At 49.3% G+C, this 22,998-nt stretch carries 20 protein-coding genes; 19 read left to right on the top strand and 1 reads right to left on the bottom strand.

The window, feature by feature from the left end; translation table 11 throughout:
• Positions 1–742: 742 nt before the first annotated feature.
• Positions 743–901 (bottom strand): hypothetical protein, encoded by a 159-nt coding sequence (locus HYD27_RS03185; protein ID WP_219211426.1) that lies wholly within the window; start codon positions 899–901, stop codon positions 743–745.
• Positions 902–2,383: 1,482 nt separating this feature from the next.
• Between HYD27_RS03185 and mutL the strand changes: the two genes are divergently transcribed.
• From mutL to HYD27_RS03280, 19 genes are all read left to right on the top strand, one after another.
• On the top strand, positions 2,384–4,486 hold the full coding sequence (gene mutL / locus HYD27_RS03190; RefSeq protein ID WP_219211428.1) for a DNA mismatch repair endonuclease MutL: 2,103 nt from the start codon (positions 2,384–2,386) through the stop codon (positions 4,484–4,486).
• Between the two features lie 35 nt (positions 4,487–4,521).
• Positions 4,522–5,301 carry a class I SAM-dependent methyltransferase gene (locus HYD27_RS03195; RefSeq protein ID WP_219211430.1) on the top strand — a complete coding sequence of 260 codons (780 nt, stop codon included), beginning with the start codon at positions 4,522–4,524 and terminating at the stop codon, positions 5,299–5,301.
• Positions 5,291–6,271, top strand: coding sequence for a tRNA (adenosine(37)-N6)-dimethylallyltransferase MiaA (gene miaA / locus HYD27_RS03200; protein WP_219211432.1), 981 nt, complete (start codon positions 5,291–5,293; stop codon positions 6,269–6,271). Before HYD27_RS03195 ends, miaA begins: the two co-directional genes overlap by 11 nt.
• Before the next feature lie 19 nt (positions 6,272–6,290).
• Positions 6,291–6,530: an RNA chaperone Hfq gene (gene hfq / locus HYD27_RS03205; protein WP_219211434.1), complete on the top strand. Its 240-nt coding sequence runs from the start codon at positions 6,291–6,293 to the stop codon at positions 6,528–6,530.
• Between the two features lie 139 nt (positions 6,531–6,669).
• Entirely contained in the window at positions 6,670–9,243 is a 2,574-nt protein-coding gene (locus HYD27_RS03210) for a transglycosylase domain-containing protein (protein ID WP_219211435.1), read from the top strand.
• Positions 9,244–9,359: 116 nt separating this feature from the next.
• Positions 9,360–9,971 carry a hypothetical protein gene (locus tag HYD27_RS03215; RefSeq protein WP_219211437.1) on the top strand — a complete coding sequence of 204 codons (612 nt, stop codon included), beginning with the start codon at positions 9,360–9,362 and terminating at the stop codon, positions 9,969–9,971.
• Entirely contained in the window at positions 9,964–10,965 is a 1,002-nt protein-coding gene (locus HYD27_RS03220; protein ID WP_219211439.1) for a BtrH N-terminal domain-containing protein, read from the top strand. The genes HYD27_RS03215 and HYD27_RS03220 overlap by 8 nt, the downstream gene beginning before the upstream one ends.
• A 341-nt stretch (positions 10,966–11,306) precedes the next feature.
• Positions 11,307–12,227, top strand: coding sequence for an ABC transporter ATP-binding protein (locus HYD27_RS03225; RefSeq protein ID WP_219211448.1), 921 nt, complete (start codon positions 11,307–11,309; stop codon positions 12,225–12,227).
• 24 nt (positions 12,228–12,251) lie between these two features.
• Positions 12,252–13,058 (top strand): ABC transporter permease, encoded by an 807-nt coding sequence (locus HYD27_RS03230; RefSeq protein ID WP_219211450.1) that lies wholly within the window; start codon positions 12,252–12,254, stop codon positions 13,056–13,058.
• Position 13,059: 1 nt separating this feature from the next.
• Complete coding sequence (locus tag HYD27_RS03235; protein ID WP_219211452.1) at positions 13,060–13,872, top strand: ABC transporter permease; 813 nt, start codon at positions 13,060–13,062, stop codon at positions 13,870–13,872.
• Between the two features lie 50 nt (positions 13,873–13,922).
• Positions 13,923–15,314 carry a coproporphyrinogen-III oxidase family protein gene (locus tag HYD27_RS03240; RefSeq protein ID WP_219211453.1) on the top strand — a complete coding sequence of 464 codons (1,392 nt, stop codon included), beginning with the start codon at positions 13,923–13,925 and terminating at the stop codon, positions 15,312–15,314.
• 7 nt (positions 15,315–15,321) lie between these two features.
• Positions 15,322–16,950: a radical SAM protein gene (locus HYD27_RS03245; RefSeq protein ID WP_219211454.1), complete on the top strand. Its 1,629-nt coding sequence runs from the start codon at positions 15,322–15,324 to the stop codon at positions 16,948–16,950.
• Positions 16,947–17,864: a cysteine synthase A gene (cysK, locus tag HYD27_RS03250; protein ID WP_219211455.1), complete on the top strand. Its 918-nt coding sequence runs from the start codon at positions 16,947–16,949 to the stop codon at positions 17,862–17,864. Before HYD27_RS03245 ends, cysK begins: the two co-directional genes overlap by 4 nt.
• A gap of 63 nt (positions 17,865–17,927) precedes the next feature.
• Complete coding sequence (locus HYD27_RS03255) at positions 17,928–18,170, top strand: acyl carrier protein (RefSeq protein WP_219211456.1); 243 nt, start codon at positions 17,928–17,930, stop codon at positions 18,168–18,170.
• Between the two features lie 39 nt (positions 18,171–18,209).
• Complete coding sequence (locus tag HYD27_RS03260; RefSeq protein WP_219211457.1) at positions 18,210–19,352, top strand: acyl-CoA dehydrogenase family protein; 1,143 nt, start codon at positions 18,210–18,212, stop codon at positions 19,350–19,352.
• A 17-nt stretch (positions 19,353–19,369) separates the two neighbouring features.
• A complete protein-coding gene (locus HYD27_RS03265; protein WP_219211458.1) occupies positions 19,370–20,128 on the top strand; it encodes an electron transfer flavoprotein subunit beta/FixA family protein in 759 nt (252 codons plus the stop codon).
• 14 nt (positions 20,129–20,142) lie between these two features.
• On the top strand, positions 20,143–21,123 hold the full coding sequence (locus HYD27_RS03270; RefSeq protein WP_219211459.1) for an electron transfer flavoprotein subunit alpha/FixB family protein: 981 nt from the start codon (positions 20,143–20,145) through the stop codon (positions 21,121–21,123).
• A 29-nt stretch (positions 21,124–21,152) separates the two neighbouring features.
• Entirely contained in the window at positions 21,153–22,277 is a 1,125-nt protein-coding gene (locus HYD27_RS03275; protein WP_219211460.1) for a class-II aminoacyl-tRNA synthetase family protein, read from the top strand.
• 166 nt (positions 22,278–22,443) lie between these two features.
• A complete protein-coding gene (locus tag HYD27_RS03280) occupies positions 22,444–22,998 on the top strand; it encodes a ribonuclease FAU-1 family protein (protein WP_219211462.1) in 555 nt (184 codons plus the stop codon).

Here is a 22,998-nt window from a genome sequence, read left to right on the forward strand (position 1 = left end):
GGGCAGTAAGCAGTAGTGGTGGGCAGTAAGCAGTAGTGGTGGGCAGTAAGCGGTAGCAGTGGGCAGTAAGCAGTAGTGGTGGGCAGTAAGCGGTAGCAGTGGGCAGTAAGCAGTAGAAGAGCAGTAAGCAGTAGAAGTAGCAGTAAGCAGTAGAAGAGCAGTAAGCAGTAGAAGTAGCAGTAAGCAGTAGAAGAGCAGTAAGCAGTAGAAGTAGCAGTAAGCAGTAGAAGAGCAGTAAGCAGTAGAAGAGCAGTAAGCAGTAGAAGAGCAGTAAGCAGTAGCAGTAGCAGTAAGCAGTAGTGGTGGGCAGTAAGCGGTAGCAGTGGGCAGTAAGCAGTAGAAGAGCAGTAAGCAGTAGAAGTAGCAGTAAGCAGTAGCAGTGAGAAGTAGCAGTAGCAATAGCCGGTAATCAGCAACCCATACCGAGTAGCACTAGCCAGCAGCAACCGGTACCCTGTAGCGGTAGACACTCTGACAAGAAACTGGTGCTCTGACTAGTGCAGTGTTGCAGAAGTTCCTTCCCCATGTTACCAAGGGGCTAAAATAAAGCCAGATACTTGACCGGAAATAACGGCAGAAATGCCGTTGTTGGAGCCCGCATGGCCGGATTGCTCTGAAATAACGGTAGAAATGCCGTTGTTAGGAGCCCGCCAGGCTAGATTGCTCTGAAATAACGGCAGAAATGCCGTTGTTGGAGCCCGCATGGCCGGATTGCTCCGAAATAACGGTAGAAATGCCGTTGTTAGGAGCCCGCCAGGCTAGATTGCTCTGAAATAACGGCAGAAATGCCGTTTTTGAAGCCAACCAAGCCGGATTGCTCCGAAATAACGGCAATAATGCCGTTGTTGGAGCAGAGCAGGCGGCGGATAGTAGCTATAGCTTCGCCCAAATTCCTTTCCATGTTTGTTACCAAGGGGAAAGCCAAACGGTTCACACAGCAGAGGCACAAATTCTTCCAATGTCCCCTGAAAGGGCGCGTCTCCCATGGCTTTTGTGGTTAACAGGACAGGCGAATGGACCGAAGCACTTTTATTTACCTTTTGGCTCAGTAACTAAGTGCGGGGTGCGAACCTCACTTGGGTTTATGAACCGCGGATCGTGGCGGGCCTTCATCCTGTACTCTTGTGACAGGAGCAAAACATTGAATGATTTACCATCATGGAGAGGCATTTCTGCAGGTCCGACAGGTAGGTGTTCTTTTTTCGTCCTGCGGCTCGCGCTGATTTCCGGGTGTTTGTCGTCTACAGCCTGCCAAAGCCGGAACCAGCGTGGAAGGAAGACGGTGCAGCGCCTAAAAGGTACTTACATTGGTGATAGAGTCACTGCTTAAAACATGCCGTCTTGAAAATCATGGGGGCAGAGAGGGACAAGCCAAAACCTGATTGCTGCAGGGTTCATTGCTGACGATACCGCTGCACCAGGTCCTAAGTGGAAAAAGTAACACTAAATGAAGCTTTTCAGCCCCCTTGGCAGCATGAAGTGGAAAAAGTAACACTAATTCGATCAAATTAGCGATTAACCGCCGAAAATCCCCGAATTAGGTGTACAAAATCCCACTAATCCTGTTGTGGCATGAATCCCGGAGAATTAGGTGTACTAAATCCCACTAATCCTGTTGTGGCATGAATCCCGGAGAATTAGGTATACAAAATCCCGCTATTCCGTTCTGGCATGAATCCCGGAGAATTAGGTGTACAAAATCCCACTAATCCTGTTGTGGCATGAATCCCGGAGAATTAGGTGTACACAAAATCCACTTAGCATCTCTGTTTACGAAAGGCTGCGGCAGGGCTTCCGTAACTCAAGTCCGGGAAACGGTTCTCTTTGGCTCTTTAATCTGCGGGTCTGGCAGCCTTTATCCAGTAGTCATTTTTGAACTCCCGTACTTTGTGATAGACCACCTTGTTTCCTTTAGGACTCGATTAGCGGGGAAAGAACGTATGTGAAGTTCAACTAAGGAGTCTGTCCGACGGAATAAAATCGGCGAATATTTATGCAATAATGTCCAATCCATGCATTCAAAGACATGATTATTCAGTCATGCTGGAATAATTATTCGCGAAAAGTGTTTCGTCAGACAGACTCCTAGGCGTTCCGACATTAAAGGGCAGGCCATTTCTAATTTGTATTCTTTCAGTCCAGTCCAGGTCAATTCAGCCCAGTAAAGCCCAGTCGAGTTACAGTCCAGTTCCTTTAGTCTAATTCTTAAATCTGATTTTCAAGTCTAATTTTCAAGTCTAATTCTCAAGTCTAATTCTCAAGTCTAATTCTTAAATCTGATTTTCAAATCTAATTCTCACAGTCCATTTTTTACAGCCTGCATATACTGGAAATCCATTGTCTTCAGCAAGGCAATATAACCTAACCGCGAGGTGAAATGAACATGGCCAAAATTCATGTGCTCGACGAGCAAATTGCCAACCAGATCGCTGCCGGGGAAGTAGTGGAGCGGCCCGCTTCGGTCGTTAAGGAGCTTGTGGAGAACGCCATCGATGCCGGCAGCACCCGCATTGAAGTGTCGGTGGAGGAGGGCGGACTGCAGAGCATCCGGGTGAAGGACAACGGCTCGGGGATTGACCCCGAAGATTGCGAAATGGCCTTCTACCGCCATGCGACGAGCAAAATTCTGAACGGGAGGGATCTGTTTCAAATCACCAGCCTCGGCTTCCGCGGGGAAGCCTTGCCCAGTATCGCTTCAGTCTCCAAGCTGTCCTTGCTGACCTCAAGCAATGATGACGGCAAGGGCAGAGCGCTGGACATTGAAGGCGGCAAGCTGATCAGGAATGAGGACGGGCCGGCAGGCAGGGGCAGCGATCTTGCGGTGCGGGAATTATTTTACAACACGCCGGCAAGGCTGAAATATATGAAAAGCGTCCAGACCGAGCTGGGGCATATCTCCGACGCCATGTACCGGATGGCGCTGGCGCACCCGTCGATCTCCTTCACCCTGCATCATAACGGCAACCAACTGCTGCATACGCTCGGCAACGGGGATCTGCTGCAGGTCATTGCCGCTGTATATGGCACCTCTGCCGCCAAAGCGATGCTGCCGATTGCGGCGGAAGACCCGGATTACCGGATCACCGGCTATGTCAGCCGCCCGGAATGGACAAGATCGAACCGCAATGCGGTCACTACGATTGTTGGCGGGCGTTACATCCGCAGCAACGGGCTGAATGCGGCAATCATGCGGGCTTATCATACGCTGCTGCCGATTAACCGCTATCCGCTGCTGGTGCTGCAGCTTGAGATGCATCCCTCTCTTGTGGACGTCAACGTTCATCCGGCAAAGCTGGAGGTTCGCTTCAGCAAGGAGGCTGAGCTTTATGCCTTTGTTGAGCAGGAAATCCGCAAGGTGCTGCTTGGACAGACCCTCATTCCCCGGCCGGGCAAGGAGATGATCGGCGCCAAGGGCAGCAGTTCGTTTATTCAAGAGCAGTTTGCCTTTCCCAAAGGAGCGGTTCCGCCGCCCCCCCAGGAAGGTTCAGGCAGCCGGAGTGCGCAGGACTCCGCAGATCCGCGCAGCGGGCCTGCATCCGCGCCGGGCGGTGTAGAACCTGCCGGCGGGGAAAAGGATGGCAGCCGGCCCCGTTCCGAAGGCTCGCTCAACGGCCTGCGGCCACACGTGGCTGGTGCCCGGGAGGGCGGCAGCGCCGCGCCGCTGTCCGGCGGTTCTGCGGACGGAGCGGGCGCCCGTTATGACAACGGCTCCGGCGCGAGCTCCCAGGCACGGGAGACGGCGGCGGCTTACAGTGGTGGCAGCAGCCCGCAAGCTGTCGTCCGTCCGCGTGAGGATTCGGCGGGCAGCTACCGCCAGCCGGCTTCAGCCTATCCCGCGCGGGGACAGATGCCGTCAGCAGAGGAGCTGTATGCTCCTGCCGGCACTGAGGATGCCGGACTCCCTCAATTCCCGGAGCTGAACTACATCGGCCAGCACCATGGAACCTATATTATCGCCCAGAATGACAGCGGGCTGTATCTGATTGACCAGCATGCGGCGCATGAACGGGTGAACTACGAATATTATTATGAAAAATTCGGACGTCCCGAGGACGCCTCCCAGGAGCTGCTGCTGCCGATTACCCTGGAGTTTACGCCTTCAGAGAGCCGCCAGCTCAGCGAGCGGCTGCACTGGTTTCAGCAGGCTGGAGTGTATCTTGAGCATTTTGGCGGACAGACCTTCCTGGTCCGCTCCCTGCCATACTGGTTCCCGGAAGGGGATGAGAAGGCTGTCATTGAGGAGATGGCGGAATGGGTGCTGAGCGAGCGGTCGATCGACCTGGCGAAGCTGCGCGAGAAATCATCGATTCTCTGCTCCTGCAAGGCTTCCATTAAGGCTAACCAGAAGCTGACCGAGCATGAAGTGGAGTCGCTGCTCTCCCGCCTCGCCGCCTGCCGTCAGCCCTATACCTGCCCGCATGGACGGCCGATTGTGATATCCTTCTCCTCCTATGATTTGGAGAAGCTCTTCAAGCGTGTGATGTAATTGAAAATTGAGTTGTGAGCAGGAACGGAGGCAGCATGATTATAACTACGGGCTTTAACCCGGTGCCGGAGATTGCAATGCGGGCTGGGAGACTTGCAGAACGGACGGGAACGGGCTACGCGCCGAGAGGCAAGTTATCCATGGCCAAGATGGTCGAGCGATACGGAGACGGGGAGATTCTGGTAGTCCTCCAGGAGGCAGTACGGCTGATTACACCGGACATGCCGCCGCTGGAATTCCACCCCAGCATGGGCTTTGTCCGGGCCAAACGGATTATCCGGGGCGGGCATGATCCCATGCTGGAGGCAGCTGCAATGGCGCCGGGCGACAGTGTGCTGGACTGCACGGCAGGTCTCGGCAGCGATTCCCTGCTGTTTGCGGTGTACGGGGGCGGGCAATCCGTGGTCACTGCGCTTGAGAGCTCCCTGCCGCTGTATGCTCTGCTTCTTGAAGGCATGGGCCACTATACTTCCGGACAGGAGAGGGTCAACGAGGCGCTGCGCCGCGTGCGTGTGGTGCACAGCGACCATCTGGCTTACCTGCGGGAGCAGCCGGACGACAGTATCGATATCGTCTATTTTGACCCGATGTTCCGTGTGCCGTTGACAGATTCGGCGGCGATATCACCGCTGCGCCGGTTCGCGAATCCGGCTGCCTTGTCGCCGGAGAGCGTTCTTGAAGCGGTCAGAGTGGCCCGCAAAACCGTCCTTTTGAAAGAAAAAGCCTTGAGCGGCGAATTCTCCCGGCTTGGCTTTACCGAGCTGCTGCGGGCCAGCGCCAAAACATCGTACGGGGTGATATCCATTGATAACTGAGACAAAACGCAAGGTTCTGGTGCTGCTTGGCCCGACTGCAGTCGGTAAAACCCGGCTCAGCCTTGAACTTGCGGGAGCCTATAACGCAGAGATTATCTCCGGAGACTCGATGCAGGTCTACCGGGGGATGGATATCGGAACAGCCAAGATCACGCCTGGGGAAATGAAGGGAATCCCCCATCATCTGATCGACATCCATGATCCGCAGGAGCCTTATTCCGCAGCTGAATTTCAGGAGCAGGGCGCAGGGCTGATCGAAGAAATCAGCGGCAGGGGCAAGCTTCCTTTTATAGTAGGCGGAACGGGTCTCTACATCGAGTCGCTGTGCTACGGCTTCCGCTTCTCGGAAGCTGTGGCGGATGAAGCGTTCCGCAGCGAGCAGGATGCTTATGCAGAAGCATATGGAGCCGAAGCGCTGCATGCCCGGCTGGCTGCGGTGGACCCGGCAAGCGCAGCGCGGCTGCACCCCAATGACCGCCGGCGAATCATCCGTGCGCTGGAAATTCATCATCAGACGAAGGTCACGCTTTCAGCCTCCCATGAGGGTCAAAAGAAAGAGTCCCCTTATGAGCTGTGCCTGATCGGTTTGACAATGGACCGGAAAATACTATATAAACGTATTGAAGACCGAATTGATCAGATGCTGGCGGACGGACTCGTCGCTGAGGTAGAAGGACTGCTGCAACACGGCTACAGCAGAAGTCTTGTGTCCATGCAGGGGCTGGGCTACAAGGAAATTGCCGCTTATCTCGCGGGTGAAATGACGCTGGACGAAGCTGTGACGCTGCTCAAACGCGATACCCGCCGGTTTGCCAAAAGACAGTTGTCATGGTTTCGCCACATGAAGGAGATTCAGTGGATCGACGTCGACGAGAGACAAAACTTTTCAGAGAATTTTGCGAAAATACGTGCTATAATAACAGGAAAGTTTCTCTCAGGTCTAGAATATACTTCTGAACAATCTAATTGAACCATTGGGGGTACGTCATATGAACAAGTCCATTAACATCCAAGATACGTTCTTGAACCAACTGCGTAAAGAGAATATCCCTGCTACAGTATATTTGACCAACGGCTTTCAAATCCGGGGAATCATCAAAGCCTTCGACAACTTCACCATTGTCATCGACAGCGACGGACGCCAGCAGATGGTGTACAAGCATGCGATTTCCACCTTTACACCGCAGCGCAGCGTATCGCTCATGCAGGACAATGTAAGCGAAGAATAAGATTTTAGAGTCTCAAAGCGAAACCTTTTTGTTTATAAATCGTTTGAATAGAGAGTGCGAGAGAGCAACCTGCGAAGGTTGTTCTTTTCATTCGTGCACTCAACTACATGATATTTCCGAGAGGGAGTCAGGAGGCAACATGTCCAGAGACGAAATATCCAGGACGAACCGCAATAGAGACAGAGGAACAAGTGCATCGAATTCGAGTTCCAAGGGGAAGCCCAAGAAAAAGAAGAGATTTCTTACCAAGAAGCGTGTGCTGTGGACGCTGTTTTTTGCCACGGCGCTGGCGATTTTTTGCGCGATGGGCGGCTACCTGTTCATCATGCTGAACGGCCAGAAGCTGCTGAGTGAGAACCAGGACAAATTATCCGTTAATGAGACCACCAAGATTTATGACCGCAACGCGAATTTGATCGGCGAGCTGGCGCTGGAGAAGAGCGAGCCCGTGGAGCACAAGGATATTCCGCAACTGCTGATCGATGCCTTTGTGGCTACCGAGGATAAGCGCTTCTTTGAGCACAGCGGTGTCGATTTCTGGTCGATCGGCCGGGCGGCAGTGAAGGATATTGCGGCGCGCAGCATGGTGGAAGGCGGCAGTACGATTACCCAGCAGCTGGCGAAGAATATCTTCCTGACCCGGGACAAGACCTTCTTCCGCAAAGCGACTGAAGTATCTATTGCCGTAGCTTTGGAGAATGAGAACACCAAAGATGAGATTATCACGATGTATTTGAACCGCATCAACTTTGGCGGCACGATTTATGGAATCAAAGCGGCATCCATCCGTTATTTTGGCGAAGATGATCTCAACAAGCTGGAACTCTGGGAGATGGCCACTCTTGCCGCAATGCCGAAGGGGCCTTCCCGCTACAACCCGCTGCGCAACCCCGATCTCTCGAAGGAACGGCGCGGAGTGGTCCTCCAGCTGATGTATGAGCAGGGCTACATTACCAAGGAGCAGATGGACGAAGCCAAGGCGGTGGATTACAATTATAAGCCGCCGGAGAGCAAGCAGCGTTACCAGGCCTTTATTGATTATGCAATTGATGAGGCGGAAGAAAAGTTCGGCTTGTCCGAGGATGATCTGAATATCGGCGGATACAAAATCTATACGACCATGGACAAACATGCCCAGGAGACGGTGGAAAACGCCTTTGCCGACAGTGACAATTTTGAGAAGAGCGCCGACGATGAGCTGGTGCAGGGCTCGATGACGATCATCAACCAGGAGAATGGCAGTATTGTGGCGCTGCTCGGCGGACGCAATTATGAGAAAAAAGGCTACAGCCGCGTGGACGGCAGCCGCCGCTCGCCAGGTTCAGCCTTTAAACCGCTGGTTGCCTACGCGCCTGCGCTCGAGTCCGGGAAATTTACGAACGATTCCATGCTCAGCAATGAAAAGCAGTGCTTCGGCACCTACTGCCCGAACAATCTGCACGGCTATTCTAGAACGATCAGCATGACCGATGCCTTGACGAAGTCCGAGAATATTCCGGCCGTATGGCTGCTGAACGAAATTGGTGTGAATACCGGCTTCCAATTCGCCAAAAAGCTGGGGATTGATCTGAAGGATGAGGACAAAAACCTCTCGCTGGCGCTTGGAGGTATGAGCCAGGGCACGAATACGCTGGAAATGGCCCAGGCTTACAGCGCCTTTGCCAATGGCGGCGAGCTGCGCGAGGCTTATTCGATCAAATCGATCGTCAACAGCGGCGGAGACACCGTCTACAAAGCAAATACAAATGCTGAACGGGTCATGAGCGCGGATACCGCGTATCAAATGACTGAAATGATGCAGAATGTTGTAGAAGACGGCACCGGTAAAAAAGCCAAGATCAACCGTCCTGTAGCCGGCAAAACGGGTACAACGCAAAGCGGCTACGAGGGCATCAGCTCAAACCGTGATGTCTGGTTTGTCGGATACACGCCGGAATGGACCGCTGCAGTCTGGATGGGCTATGACAAGCCAAGCAAAACCCATCTGCTCAAGAACAGCAGCCCGCTGGCAGCGGCATTCTGGGGCAAGGTAATGGAGGAAGCGCTGGAGGGCGTGCCGGCCAGATCGTTCCCGCAGCCTGACGGCGCAAGCGAGCCGGAACCCACGGCAACGCCGGAAGCGGCGCAGCCTGTCAGCGGTCTGAACGCAGCCTATGATGCTGCGACGATGACGGTTAACCTGAGCTGGGAGCCTGCAGCAGCCGAAGGCGTGGAATACCGGATCTACCGCCGGGAGACCTCGGAAGCAGAGTTCAGCCCGCTGCTGAATACAGTCTCGGCCAGTGTCGGGGATATCAGCGCGATGCCTGGACTGGCCTATGAATATTATGTTACGGCTTATTATCCCGAATTGGATGTGGAGAGCGAGCCTTCCGCTGCCGTAACCGTTGAGGTTCAAGACGAGCCGCCGACACAGGAGCCGGAAGCGACGATTGATCCCAATCTTCCGACACCAACACCTGATAATGGCGGAGATAACGGCACCGGAGGCGGAAATAACGGCAACAATGGCGGAGGGAACAGCGGCCCCGGCAATTCCGGTCAGGGCAGTAGCCCGGGAACGCAGCCGGAGATGACGGCCCAGCCAACTCCTCCAGTGGTGGAACCTCCACCAGCTACTGAAGGTTCGGACAATGCAGGCAACGACAGCGGCGTTATCACCAGCCCCGAAGGGGATGCTGGGCCAGTGGAGGAAGTTGCTCCTCCGCTCTAACTCGAAAGGATTATTCCTCAATCATCATTTGATGTGAAGGGATAATCCTTTTTTTGAATAATTTTACATTTTAACAGAGATTCTTTTGAAATAAAAGGAAAAATATACCTGATCCAATGAAAATAAAGGACTATACTAATAGAAATTATTTAGGAAGGAGACAAAGCGTGCGCTACTCTACGGTGGAGTTAAAGAGTCATTTTAATAACATTGGCTTTAGCTATCCGGATATATATGGAAATTTTACGGGCTTCGGGTCGAGTTATCCCGGGGATCAGTTCCCTCACCGGGAGGACAACATAGTGAATGTCAAAGGCATTCCTTTTTTTTTATACAATGCCAAGGGCCGCAGCAATAATATTGAATTTGCGGGTCAGAGCGTCGAGGTCCTTCCGGATATGTATTCCGCTTTACACGTGCTGGGCTCTTCTGACAATGGTTCCTTTAGTGAATATCTAAAGTTTTATCTTAAGAAGAGTCCGGTTGGCCAGTACAAGCTTGAACTTAGCAATTGGGTTGCGGGAGTTCCTGCATACAATGAGCATGAGGCTTACCGGTGCAGTGCTTTATGTGCAGGCCAACAGGTGATTGAGACCGTAAAGCCCGTTTTATGGCTGCAATCTGTCCGCTTCCGGCAGCCCATAGTGTTCGATGAAATTTCTCTGCCGGATAATATGTGCATGCATCTTTTCTCTCTGACCTTTGAAGGGGCGGATGTTCATGATTGACATGGATATTAGACAAGATCCACTTCCCGGTGAGAACTGTTACATCATGGCTTTGAACAACATACTGGATCACCAGGGGTTTGCCAAGTTTCTGTCTGTTTGGAAAATGTGCGGCTTATTTTATGATCGAAATACGACTAATCGCATAGGAGCACTTAGTCCAAGGGATACTTCAATTCAGGAAGAATTACGCATTATTCACGGAATTGAGCTTAGCTTGCATGACAGCCGCGACGCTATAGAACTCATGGATAAGGTGATTCATCTGCTGGACGAGGATCAGCCGGTTATTGTATTCACGGATGCGTACGAACTGCCCTATCATATCAGCTACCGAAGAAATCATGTCAAGCATTGTCTTACCTTATTAAATTACTGCGACGGAGAATTTCAATTTCTGGATGATCATCATCAGGTAAAAGGTGAGATCCGCCTTGAAGTTCTGCAAGCGGCCGCCTGTCTTGACCATGAAAAGCTGCATAACCGGGGGGGCAGTTATAAGGCGCGATGGCTAAACTGCCGTGAGGCAAGCTCCCAAGTGGGAGAAAAGGCCTTTTTCGATGTGCTGCGGCATAATGTCCAATTGCTCAGTGGGCAGGAAGGCTTTCTCGCATATACGGGAGAATCACATGCGCTGAGTGGTCTGGATGCAATGGATGCCTTACTCTCCGATTTGGAAAGGGTACGTCAAACCCCGGCGGTAATCGACGATGAAGTCCTGTCCCAGATCCATCATTTCATTACGTTTGTGGCCAATAGCAGATATCTTTATTGTGAATTTTTGAAAGAGGGAATTCCATATAATAATGAGTTACATAAATTGATAGAAGCTTATACGGAAAGCGGACAAAGCTGGAAGGTTATTTCCAATATGGCATTAAAAACGATCTATGCAACGAACCGCAGCTTGCTGTTTGACCGGATGATGAATAAATTCCAGGAAGCGAGAGCGCATGAACTTGAAGCATTGAATATTGCTAAAGCAATGCTGTAGCACTGTAATCCAATGTAAATATGGATAATGCGTTACAATGCTCCAAAGGTATAGACTGTGCAGATGAAAAGCATAAAATGTTAATGGTAAATTAAAGAAAAAATAGAAAAATAAGAATGATTATTTCATCTGGAGGTGATATTCATGGAAGCTACTAGCTGGTAATCATACTTAACCCAGAACGGATCCGGTGCAACCTTGTTATAGTTTGTGCCGGATCTGCTTCTGAAGTGTAAAAAGCGGGTATGATGCTAAACTGAAATGTTGAAGGTGAATGTATGACTATCCAGGTGTCCGGGTTAACCAAAAAGTTCAAGGTGAAAATAAGAAGCAAAGGATTTATGAGACGGGTTCGATCCCTGCTCAGCCCGGAGTATCAGTGGGTAAATGCCGTGGACGATATAGATTTTGAGATCGATGACGGGGATATCGTCGGGTTCATTGGAAGGAATGGTGCCGGGAAGTCTACAACCATCAAAATGCTGTCCGGTATTTTGTATCCAACCTCCGGGAAGGCATGGGTGCAGGATATAGAGCCTTACAAGAACAAGAAGAGCAATGCTAAGAATATCGGTGTTGTTTTCGGCCAGCGCACACAGCTGTGGTGGGATATCCCGGTTATCGACACCTTTATCCTGTTCCAAAAGCTCTATAAAATCAGTGATGCTGATTTCAAGAAGAGGATGGATCTCTTTTGTCAAATTTTCAGTATGGACTCTTATATACATAAACCAGTTAGACAACTCAGTCTGGGTCAACGGATGTGTGCGGATTTATGCGCGGCTATGCTGCATAACCCGAAGGTTATTTTTCTGGATGAGCCTACCATTGGCTTGGATATTATCAACAAAGAGAACATGCGGAACTTCGTGAAATATATTAACAAAGAATTCAATACAACGTTTATCATCACCTCTCATGATCTGGTGGATATCGAGGACTTGTGCAATAAGGTCATGATTATTGAGAAGGGCAAACTGATTTATCAAGGCAATCTTGAGAAATTGAAGAAGGACTATAGTACTCAGGCAACCATCCTGTTTACCTGCCGCAATCTGTCCCCCGGCGGCATAGAAGCCGGTTTGCTGGGCGATACGGTGCAAATCAGCTGCACAAATGAACTCCTGACCGTGATCTATAATCCGCAGCTTCACCAGAAGGTCACGATTATCAGCGAGATCCTGAGCCATTTCGATGTGGTGGATATCTTGATTAAGGAAACCAGTCTGGAGGATATCATTAAGCAAATATATGTCACATAGCTTCAGATTTTGGAGGATACGGCGATGGCCTTTTACTTTTCGTTTTTTGTGAACACTTTCAAAGTGACCTTCTCTTATCGGAGCAACAGTATTTTGAAAATGATCAACCGGCTCATTTTCATGATTGTTCAGATTGAGATATGGAAGATTGTATACGGCTATGACTTTGCCAAAAAGATCTCTACCGATTATGGTTTGATCACATTGAACGATATGATTGCCTACACGGTAGTCAGCCATTTCATATTTATTGTGGTTCAGACGACCTCCCTGAAATCGGTGAACGACAAAATCAACAGCGGCGATATCGCTCTTTATCTAATCAGGCCTTACAGCTTTTTGACGTATACCTTTACCGAGACGGTTGCCGCTTCACTTGTTTCCTGTGTAATTCAGGGATTCCCGCTGTTGTTGTTCGGCATATTGTTTTTTCACCTGAGGGTGGATTCACTGGTAACACTCGTGTTTTTTCTCATGGCTTTGCTGGATGGGTTTGTTATCTTTTTTCTACTCAGTTTTCTCTGCAGTATTATTGCGTTCTGGGTAGTGCAAACCGGCCCCATTGATACGATCTTGAGCGGAATTATCAAAATTTTCTCGGGAGCATGGATTCCCCTCTGGTTCTTCTCGCCTTTTTTTCTAAAGCTTTCAGATGCGCTGCCCTTCAAAACGATTTATTTTGCTCCCTTATCGATATTTACCCGCAAGATGAGCAGTCTGGGAATAAGGGAGACCTTTATAACCCAGTGGGTTTGGATGGTGGTCTTGTTCATTCTGGTAAGGGCTGTTTGGTTCTTCGGCCAGAAGAAGCTGGTTGTGCAAGGAGGATAACATGAGTGAGCTTAAGCTGTATCTGCTTTTTATCAAAATTTATATGAAATCCAAGCTGGAGTACAAATTTGCCGTAGCCGTTGAAATTATAGCCAATATCATTAACATTGGGGGCTTTTATGTTTTTCTGACGGTCATTTTTTCTCAGGTCACCAATGTAAAGGGCTGGGGCTATTATGACATTCTATTTCTCGTAAGCTTGAATTGGCTGTGCAATGCCATCAGCGGTTTTTTCTTTTGGGCTCCCAGTGTGCGGCTTGGGGAAATGATTCGTACCGGCACATTTGATACATTGCTGGTGAGGCCGATTCATCCGCTGAAATTTTTTATTTATCGCCAGTTTCAATATACCTTTATAGGCAGGCTGCTCATCGCCGTATTTTTTTTGGGCTACAGTCTCGCTCATTTGAATCTGGAGTGGAATGTTCTGAAGATCCTGTTCTTCATACTGGTTATCATCAGCGGAGCTCTTATTCATGGGGCTTTGCTCATCATTATCAGCACTACCGGGTTCTGGGTGATCAACAATGAGGATATTGTAAATTTTATTGCATCGTATGACGGCATCCGAACGTTGATCGATTTTCCGCTCGCGGCGTTTACCCCGTTTATTCAGGTCGTCTTTACATATGTGCTGCCTTTTGCTTTTGTGAACTACTATCCGTCCGTCTATTTTTTGAACAAGCAAGAGGGAGGGTTTCTGCTGGGACCGTATTTACAATTCGGCAGCCCTGTCGCTGCTGTACTGCTGTGTGGAATGGCCATTCTGCTCTGGAATTTCGGACTTACCAAATACAACAGTGCGGGTGCATAACCCGTAACGGGAGCGGATCGCTTACGAATAAACTTAGGGAGATGGAGCATGTGAACGAAACCAAGCGTGTAACTTTTTCTAACCGTGTGACCGACGTCTGGGATTATCCGAAGCTGAGCACCTACAACAATCAGGTGGAAAAGGACCCTCATTATTTCGGCTTGTTGTCTGAAGCGAATCAATCATTTACCCGTGATATGAGGCTGTATATCCATGTGCCATTTTGCAAATCCTTTTGCTCATTTTGTCAATTCTATAAGGAGCCTTGCAATAATGACGCAATAATGCGCCAGTATGTGGAGTCTGTGGAAAAGGAGCTGGGGCTGTATGCGGATACCCGCTATGTATCGGAGGCTTACGTAAGTTCCATTTATTTTGGCGGAGGAGATCCGTCCTGTCTGAAATATGAATATTTCGAGCGGATCATGTCGGCCGTCAAGCATAACTTGCGAGTAGCAGAAGATGTATCAATTACGGTCGAGGGCAATATCTCTTCATTGCTCGATAAGAACAGGCTGGAACTGTATATAGAGCATAAGGTGTCCAGGATCAGCTTCGGCGTCCAGACCTTTGACGAGAATATACGTAAAAAACTGCTGTTGAAGCCGTCTCTAAAGGACATACATCATTTGGTTGAATTGTTCGACGAGATGCATTTTGCTAATTATACCTTTGACCTGATGTATAATTTGCCTGATCAGACCATGGACAGCTTAGCAGCCGATTTGGAGCAGGCGGTGTCGCTGAATCCTCATTACCTTGATTTTTTCAATCTGAACATCTATCCGAACACCCGGTTCTATAAGACCGTCTACGAAAAAAAGGTCTTCCAGCTCAAGCCCAGCAAAACCAATGAATACAACATGGTGAAGTATATCCGTGATTACATGAAAAGTGTCAGCTATAACCATGCCTGCTCCGTGACATATTCCAAAACCGAGCAGGAAGCCCATTTCGGGTTGAAGCGATTCCTGCAGGGCTCCGATATGCTGGGGATTGGTGCTTCTGCGCGGAGTTTTCTGTACAACAAGCCTTACCGGAATGTCTGCTCCGTAGATCAATACATCGGGATTCTCGGGGAGAACAGCCTTCCTGTAGAGACAGGCCTCAGTTTGCAGGAAGAGGAGATTGCCACCAGAAGATTTGTCCTATTCCCGACACTGCTCAAGATCAAGCTGGAAGACATTCCGGATCGCAGCGCTTTTCACGACAAAATTGAAATCTTAACCGCTTCAGGCTATCTGGAGAAAGCCGGAGAATATGTACAGTTGACGGATGAGGGGAAAAACTGGGTAGGCAACATCCAGAAATTTCTGTATGAGGATAAATGGAGACAAGCTGAGTTCTCCACTTTTCTGGCCTCTGTCAAGGCGGGCAAGAGCGCATATAATCAGGATTTCATGGGGGTAAGCAAACGGGCGGATCAGCTGGGGGAAGGGTGATTTCGCTATGAGTATGCCGCTGGAATGCGTGGTTATCGGCAACACCGAATTTAGTGTACAGGAACGCCTGCTCACATCTGATCCCATATCTCAAACCTGCTGCAGGCGGCAATATATCAGGTATCGCGGGCATTCCTTTTTTTATAATGAATGGTTCTCCTATCTCAAAGCGTCGCCCTTAGAGGAACATCTGAGCGGGTACAGCCCGGGGGATTTGACCATTAATGAAATCCCGTTTTATCCTGTTATCTTTTTGAGCAATTATTTATCGCAAAAAGGTCTGCGTACAGAGTGCGTCAATCATTTTGACAGTGGAAAAGAGCGGATTTCCAGACTGCTGGAGCAGGAGCCCAAGGTTATTGTCATCAGCATTGGAGCATCCTCCAATTCTCTCCCTCTTCTCAAAATCGTGAAATTTGTCCGCAGTCTGCAGCCGGATGTGAAAATCGTGGTAAGCGGCCAATATATCTATAACAAATGGGCAACGTCGGACTCGGAGGAATGGTATCAATCGATGCGTGTAATCGGTTCTGATTATTATGTCATCAACATCCCGGGCGAACGGGCAATCCATGAACTGGTCCGGGGACTTATAGACGGAACACCTGTAACAGGTCTCAAAAACATCTTTATCATGGATGGTGGGACCCCGCTGTTCAACGGCTTGGAGAGTATGGATTCGGAACTGGATTCTTATTGTATCGACTGGGATGCGATGGGAGGACAGATCTTGGGCTCAGTGGTCGCTATGAATACCAGTAAAGGCTGCCCGTACCGCTGTTCCTTTTGTAATTTTCCCATTAAAAATAAAGTTTTTCAGATGTCCTCTGTCGAAACGATTGAGCGACAATTAAGGCAGCTTGCGAAAATGGGTGTACAATTTATCATTTTTAATGATGACACATTTAATGTCCCGAACAAACGCTTTAAGGATCTGTGCAAAATGATGATTGAGAACCGGTTCAACTTCCAGTGGTTCTGTTACTTCAGGCTGAAGGAAACGGATGAAGAAACGATTATTTTGATGAAAGAGAGCGGCTGCAGGGGCGTGTTCCTGGGAATTGAGTCGGCAGATGACGGTATTCTGGAAAATATGAACAAGTTGGCAAGAAGGAAAGACTATGAGCGGGGACTGGACTTATTGAACAAGCACGGGATTATGAGCTTTGCTTTTTTTCTGGTGGGCTTCCCGGGGGAGACGGAAGAGACGGTACGCAGTACGGTGGAATTTATCGAAACAGCCGGAATTACTTTCTATACCGCTAATTTGTGGTACGCCGATTCCAGTACGCCGATATACAAAGACAAGACACGATATGGATTGACTGGAAAAGACTTTAACTGGAGCCATCTGACGATGGACAGCCGGCAAGCCTCGGTATGGACAGATCATTTGTTTTTGAATGTGAAAAAGGCCATATGGATACCCAATGAGAATTTCGGGTTTCAAGGGGTCCCCTATTTGATGAGCAAGGGTTATTCTATCGAGCAGATTACAGCATTGCTGCGGGATGCGGCTGTTCTGGTGAGCGGGAATCTGGTGAGCGGTGATGCCAATCCGGAAGCTGTGATTGAGGAAATGCGGCAAGTGCTGGGTGCGGTCACCCCTGTGGTGCAAGAGGAGATAAATTCATGAAGGTATACAACAATATTACGGAACTGATCGGCAATACGCCCATCGTGAGGCTTCAGAAGCTGGCACCGGAGATAACGGGGCGGATCTTTATGAAGCTGGAATTTCTTAACCCGGGAGGCAGCAGCAAGGACAGGGCTGCGCTTCAGATGATTCGCCATGCGGAGCAGTCAGGGCAACTGTTCCAGAATACGCTGATTATTGAAGCGACGAGCGGGAACCTGGGAATCTCGCTGGCTACCATCTGTGCGGCTCGCGGGTATCCGCTTAAGCTGGTTATTCCGGACACGATGAGCACAGAGAAAATCAAGCATATCAAGGCCTTGGGGGCCGAGGTTGTGCTGACTCCAGGCGTGTTTGGAATGACCAAGGCTTTTCAGGAGGCAGAACGCTTACATCGGGAGAATCCAGGCTCTTTTTTACCCAATCAGATTGCCAATCCGCAGAACCCTGCTGTTCACCGTGAGATCACGGCGATGGAAATATGGAATGATATGGAGGGACAGGTTGATATTCTGGTCGCAGGTGTGGGCAGCGGGGGCACGATAAGCGGAATCGCAGAGAAATTAAAGCAGCTGAATCCAAACATCATTATCGCTTGTGTGGAACCGGCCGGCTCGCCGGTCTTATCCGGTGGAAAGCCCGGCCCCCATAAATTGCAGGGGATCGGCCCAGGCTTTATCCCAATTAACACGCATACGGAACGCTTTGACCGTATCATGACTGTCAAAGACGAGGCAGCGATAGACATTACCCGGCGGCTGGCGAGGGAGGAAGGCTTGTTCGCAGGTATTTCTACCGGCGCTGCGGTCTCTGCTGCTAGGGAACTTGCGGAAGAATATCCGGGACGCAATATATTGGTCATTGCACCGGATGCGGGCGAACGGTATCTGAGTACAGAGTTGTTCAGTGAGTAAGTCAGGGAAGTCCGAATAAAAGTGGCAGTACCCAATGATCAAACGATGAGGGAGAGATGATTCATGGATATTACCCAAACAATAACTGACTATTTGAAAAATGAGCTTGCCGCTAGTGCTGAGCAGGTATGGAATGAGCATACCAACCTGCTCGCCAGCGGCATACTGGACTCGCTCACGATTGTAAGATTAATCGTATTTCTTGAAGAACAATTTCAAATCAGCCTAGACCACTATTTGGAGCTTAAACATTTCGAATCGATTTCCGCTATTGCGGCTGTGATTGACCGGGAGCTTGTCAAATAGAAGAACTGTAATTCACAGCAGATGGAAAGGAAGACTGTTATGAATCAGAGCCTGGTTGCCGAGCATAAGCGGTTATGCCAACAAATAGAAGAGTTTGCCCAAAGGGAGCTGAACGGTGGTGAAACGGCATTTTGCCGCCTGAAATGGGAGAAATGCGCCAACTTCGGTCTGTTGGCGATGTGTATTCCTGAAAAGGATGGGGGAATGTCCGAGTCAGCCATGGACTCGTTGATTACACACTATGCGCTTGGTTACGGTTGTATGGATAACGGGTTTACGTTCGCCGTCAATAATCATTTAATCATAGCGGAAGGGATATTCCCCAGAGCAGCCAATGCGGGGCAATGTGAAGATTATTCCCAAGGCTTCATAGACGGTTCATTAATTGCTTCTTACGCCATCACTGAGCCGGATCATGGCAGTGACTCTGCCGGTGTGACGATGCAGGCGCGGCTTGTCGGTAATCATTATGTGCTTGACGGCAGCAAGCTGTACATCTCCAATGCATCGATTGCGGATATCTTTGTTGTTGTGGCGAGAACAAGTGACGGTCCAAGCCGCTTGAACTCACTGTCCGCCTTTATTGTCCATAAGGATGACATTGGCGTGGAAGTGGGCAAGGAGATCAAGAAAATGGGCCTTATGGGCTGTCCGATGGGGGAACTGGTCCTTCGGGGCTGTATTCTGCCTAAGGAGCGGTTGTTGGGATCTGAAGGCGGCGGGATAATGATCGCCAATCTGGCTATGGAATGGGAACGCACATTCGTATTTGCAAGCCACCTGGGAACGATGCAGAAAATCATGGAGAATTGCATCACATATGTCAACTCCCGCAGGCAGTTCAATAAAACGATAGGCTCCTACCAATTAGTTTCAAGTAAAATCGTGCAGATGGGCATTTCTATTGAATTCGGCATGCTGCTGATGTCTAAAATTGGGGAATTACGGGACGCAGGCAAAAACACTTTTCGTGAGTCTGCAATGTTTAAATATCACATTGGCGAAGCATATGCCAAGACCAGTCTGGATGCGCTGCAGATTTTTGGAGCTTATGGCTACAGTGATGAAAGTGGAGTGGAAAGGCAGGTGCGTGATGCCTTGGCTGCTAGAATCTACTCCGGTACTTCGGAGATTCAACAGGATATCCTGGCAAAGCTCATGGGTATCCGTACGGATTCGTGAGAGGAGCTGTCACTACTATGAGAATGGTATCCCTGGTTCGTTTATCTACTGACCGGGTGCATGGAGAAGATGACAATTCCCCGAAGTCAAGGCAGGAATATAGCCTTTATCCCGTCAAGCTGGGAAAGCAAATGAAAAGCTCCCATCAGATCAAGTTTGATTGTTTCTCAATGGCTCCCCGCAAGCAGGCTGACTATCTGAGCGCATGCTATGAATATGGAGCGGATAACGTGTATCTACTGAATGATCAATGTTTTGCAGGCTCAGATACCTATGCCAGCTCGCTCATCCTGGCCAAAGCCATACAAACTCATGCTAGTCCCGCTCAGCTTATTGTGTGCTCTATGCAATCCGCTCAGGGAGAAACAGGTCATATGGCAAGCGCACTGGCAGTAAGACTTCAACTTCCTGCTGTGATCGGAGTAGTAGAAATTTGTGAGGTTGACGAGAAGCATATGGTCTGCATACAAAACCATGAATATTATGAAGAGAAGGTCAGTGTTCGCTTCCCGGCGGTGATCTCGCTTCACCGGGACTTTGTCTTCCATGAGCAGTGGAGTGAGATTACATTGTTTGACAGGAGAAATGCCAGGAAGAAGGTGATCCGGCAACTTAATCATGAGGATATCGGACTGCCTGCGGAAGCTTGCGGAATAAAGGGCTCTAAGACAAGAATGGTTGCCGGAAAAAATATGGCCATGAACAAAAATCATGAGACTTATGCCGGTTCCACTCTGGAGCAGTGCCGGAAGCTGCTGAACCTTATGGAATTGTAAGAGGAGGGGAGAAAATGCTGTATCCTAAGGCATGCTTCGTCTTTGACTCTCTTATGGATAGCCAGCCTGCCATGGACGCATTTATACAAATGGTTCAAGATGTGACGGGCAAGCTGCCCTCCAGTGACGAACCTGAGATTCATGTAATCATCCCCGCAACTATGGCTGAACAGCTATATTTTACGGTGAACAAGACGGGACCGTATACTGTCCATTCCATACTTGCCGGGACTGGCGGAGACATGTCGATATTTCATTATTGTGAGCAGGTTCTGGCCAGAATCCGGCGAATTGCTCCCCATTTTATTTATATGGTTTCCAGCACCCTGGGCAGGACGATGACCTCCTGGCTGGCTACGTCGATGGGTGCTGGTGTGATCGCCGGCGCTATTGATCTTGAATACGATCCGCTGTCCGGACATATGGTCTATACCCGCTCAACGAATAATGATACATTGCTGTCTACGATTACGTTTATGTCCTTTCCAGAGGTGGCCTCGATCCGGCCCAATAGCGCCGCTGCCAAGGGGGAAGAAAACAGGGGCTTAACTCAGCGAATGAGCTGTACCGTCTATCCGCCGGACAAGAGTGAGCTCGAAAATATTTTTATTTTATCTAGAACAAGGATTGAACAGCAACGGTTGAACAGCCGGATAATAGTGGGCGTGGGAAGGGGTGTTTCCAGTCCTGCCCTGATTAGTATTCGCAGGTTCACGGACAAAATGAACATTCCGCTACTTTGCACCAAGCCTCTTGTGGGGAGAGATGAATTCACTCAGGAGAAGCAAATTGGACAAAGCGGCGGTTCCATTCAGGCCGACTTATACATCGCTGTAGGCATATCGGGGGCTACACAGCATATGATCGGCACCTTGAATTGCCGTAAAATTATTGCCATCAACAATGATCCGGCAGCCCGCATCCACCAATATTCTGATATCAGCCTGATCAATGATGCCGAAGTGGTATTTGCTTCATTGCTTGAAATGTTATAGTCATTGAACTCTAATGGGGGTGGATAATTATGCAGCAGATTGTCTTTCATGCAGAACAAGTCATGGATGATGAGTTGCGGAGAATAGTCGGTTTTGCCAGTGAGGAGATTTTATCCATTCGATTTGTGGGCAAGCATATTCAGCTGACAGTTCAGGATGGAGCCGAAGTTCGGGTGCTCGATAATATTCACAAACTTGTAGATGCGTATAACAGGGTACCTTTTACAGAAGAAGAGGTGTTGTATGCCGAAACAAAGAAGAAGCAATTTTATTCGGAAGAAGAATTGTTAGCGTCAGACCTTATAAGCAGATGTGGTGAGGGACTAATCAGTTTGAATGGAGTGGCTGCGAGGCTGTATCAATTTCTGGACGAATGCTTCATCCGGTTGCTGGAGGGTTATCATCCGCAATTACGCAAATTTCCTGTCCTGCTTCCGCTTGAGACTTATGCGAGCACCAAATACTTGACCACTTCGCCTCAGTACGCCATGTTCTGCTGTTCGGTCAGAGAATCGATCCTTGAAGTGAACACACTGCAGAAGCATGTAGTTGAAGGAAATATCACCTCCCTGCTAACTCACCCTCAATATGCTTTTTCACCTTCGGCCTGTTTTCATCTGTATGAAGAGCTTAGAGGTTCAACGCTGCCGCAGAATTCGGTATATACCTTCAGGCAAAACGTGTTCCGCAACGAGGGGAGATTCAATTGGGGAGAACTGGAGAGACTTCGAGACTACACGGTCAGGGAAATCGTTTTTATTGGTGACGAGGACTATGTATATGGATTCAGGGAGGAACTGACCGGCAAGCTGCTGTCGCTCCTGCGGCAGTTAGGGTTGGATTATGAAATGAAGGTGGGCTCAGACCCCTTTATTATTCCGGAAATGCAAAAATACAAGGCACTCCAAACCCGCAGCAAGGTGAAATATGAATTGAAAGTAGCGAAGGGGCGGGCAACTGCGATTGCCTGTGCTTCTTTGAATTTGCATGGAGTATCTTTTGCGAATTCGTTTGGCTTTGAAGTTTTGGGAACGGAGCCTACAGTGTCAGGCTGCGTTGGTTTTGGATTGGAACGCTGGGTACTGGCGTTTCTCTCGCAATATGGCAATGATGTTGCTCATTGGCCAGACTTTGTGCAGCAAGGTCTTTTGTAATCACCTCTTTATCTCCTGAAAGAAGCCTTCCTTATTGCTGCCTCTCTACCTCTCCAGCTCCCCTATAAACCCCGGGGTAAATTTCCGTTTGATCTTTAAGGGATGTTTTGAGTGTATCCTGCAAATGTGTTAAGCTGAATACACCATTCTTGAGAGGGTCATTCATATGAAACGTAAATTCGGAGACCGGGCCAACTGGCGCCGGATTACGCGCCGCCATTTTGCCTGCCGCTATGTGGAGAGCCGGGAATTCACCGGATACATTACTTTGTATACTATTTATGGGCTGAAGGAACCGCTCTGGAAAAGCTACGGCAGGCATACATACCGCATTGCGGATAAAGGGTACTCATGGCTGCAGTATTTTCCCAAAAACAGCCACTATATCGTGACGGCTATGTTCGACGAACGGCAAAACATCGTGCAATGGTACATTGACACCTGCAAGGTTCAGGGAGTCACCGACCAGGGAGTTCCCTGGTTCGACGACTTGTATCTGGATGTTGTGGTGCTGTGGAACGGAGAAGTGTTTCTGCTCGATGAGGACGAGCTTGAGGAAGCGCTGGAGCGGGAGGATATTACGGACAGCGACTATAATTTGGCCTGGGCTACAGCGAGCAGTATTCTTCGCAGCATAGATGCTCATGCTTTTCCTTATTTCTCCCTTTCCTTGAAGCATCGTGCCGAATTGTTCCATCATGGAGAATTCAGGAGGAAATAA

This window comes from Paenibacillus sp. S150, assembly GCF_019352175.1.
Taxonomy (GTDB): Bacteria; Bacillota; Bacilli; order Paenibacillales; family Paenibacillaceae; genus Paenibacillus_AQ.

Coding starts and splice junctions, on each gene's coding strand:
- HYD27_RS03185 (WP_219211426.1), bottom strand. CDS start 901: ATGGAAAGGAATTTGGGCGAAGCTATAGCTACTATCCGCCGCCTGCTC.
- mutL (WP_219211428.1), top strand. CDS start 2,384: ATGGCCAAAATTCATGTGCTCGACGAGCAAATTGCCAACCAGATCGCT.
- HYD27_RS03195 (WP_219211430.1), top strand. CDS start 4,522: ATGATTATAACTACGGGCTTTAACCCGGTGCCGGAGATTGCAATGCGG.
- hfq (WP_219211434.1), top strand. CDS start 6,291: ATGAACAAGTCCATTAACATCCAAGATACGTTCTTGAACCAACTGCGT.
- HYD27_RS03210 (WP_219211435.1), top strand. CDS start 6,670: ATGTCCAGAGACGAAATATCCAGGACGAACCGCAATAGAGACAGAGGA.
- HYD27_RS03215 (WP_219211437.1), top strand. CDS start 9,360: ATGAAAATAAAGGACTATACTAATAGAAATTATTTAGGAAGGAGACAA.
- HYD27_RS03220 (WP_219211439.1), top strand. CDS start 9,964: ATGATTGACATGGATATTAGACAAGATCCACTTCCCGGTGAGAACTGT.
- HYD27_RS03225 (WP_219211448.1), top strand. CDS start 11,307: ATGAGACGGGTTCGATCCCTGCTCAGCCCGGAGTATCAGTGGGTAAAT.
- HYD27_RS03230 (WP_219211450.1), top strand. CDS start 12,252: ATGGCCTTTTACTTTTCGTTTTTTGTGAACACTTTCAAAGTGACCTTC.
- HYD27_RS03235 (WP_219211452.1), top strand. CDS start 13,060: ATGAGTGAGCTTAAGCTGTATCTGCTTTTTATCAAAATTTATATGAAA.
- HYD27_RS03245 (WP_219211454.1), top strand. CDS start 15,322: ATGAGTATGCCGCTGGAATGCGTGGTTATCGGCAACACCGAATTTAGT.
- cysK (WP_219211455.1), top strand. CDS start 16,947: ATGAAGGTATACAACAATATTACGGAACTGATCGGCAATACGCCCATC.
- HYD27_RS03255 (WP_219211456.1), top strand. CDS start 17,928: ATGGATATTACCCAAACAATAACTGACTATTTGAAAAATGAGCTTGCC.
- HYD27_RS03260 (WP_219211457.1), top strand. CDS start 18,210: ATGAATCAGAGCCTGGTTGCCGAGCATAAGCGGTTATGCCAACAAATA.
- HYD27_RS03265 (WP_219211458.1), top strand. CDS start 19,370: ATGAGAATGGTATCCCTGGTTCGTTTATCTACTGACCGGGTGCATGGA.
- HYD27_RS03270 (WP_219211459.1), top strand. CDS start 20,143: ATGCTGTATCCTAAGGCATGCTTCGTCTTTGACTCTCTTATGGATAGC.
- HYD27_RS03275 (WP_219211460.1), top strand. CDS start 21,153: ATGCAGCAGATTGTCTTTCATGCAGAACAAGTCATGGATGATGAGTTG.
- HYD27_RS03280 (WP_219211462.1), top strand. CDS start 22,444: ATGAAACGTAAATTCGGAGACCGGGCCAACTGGCGCCGGATTACGCGC.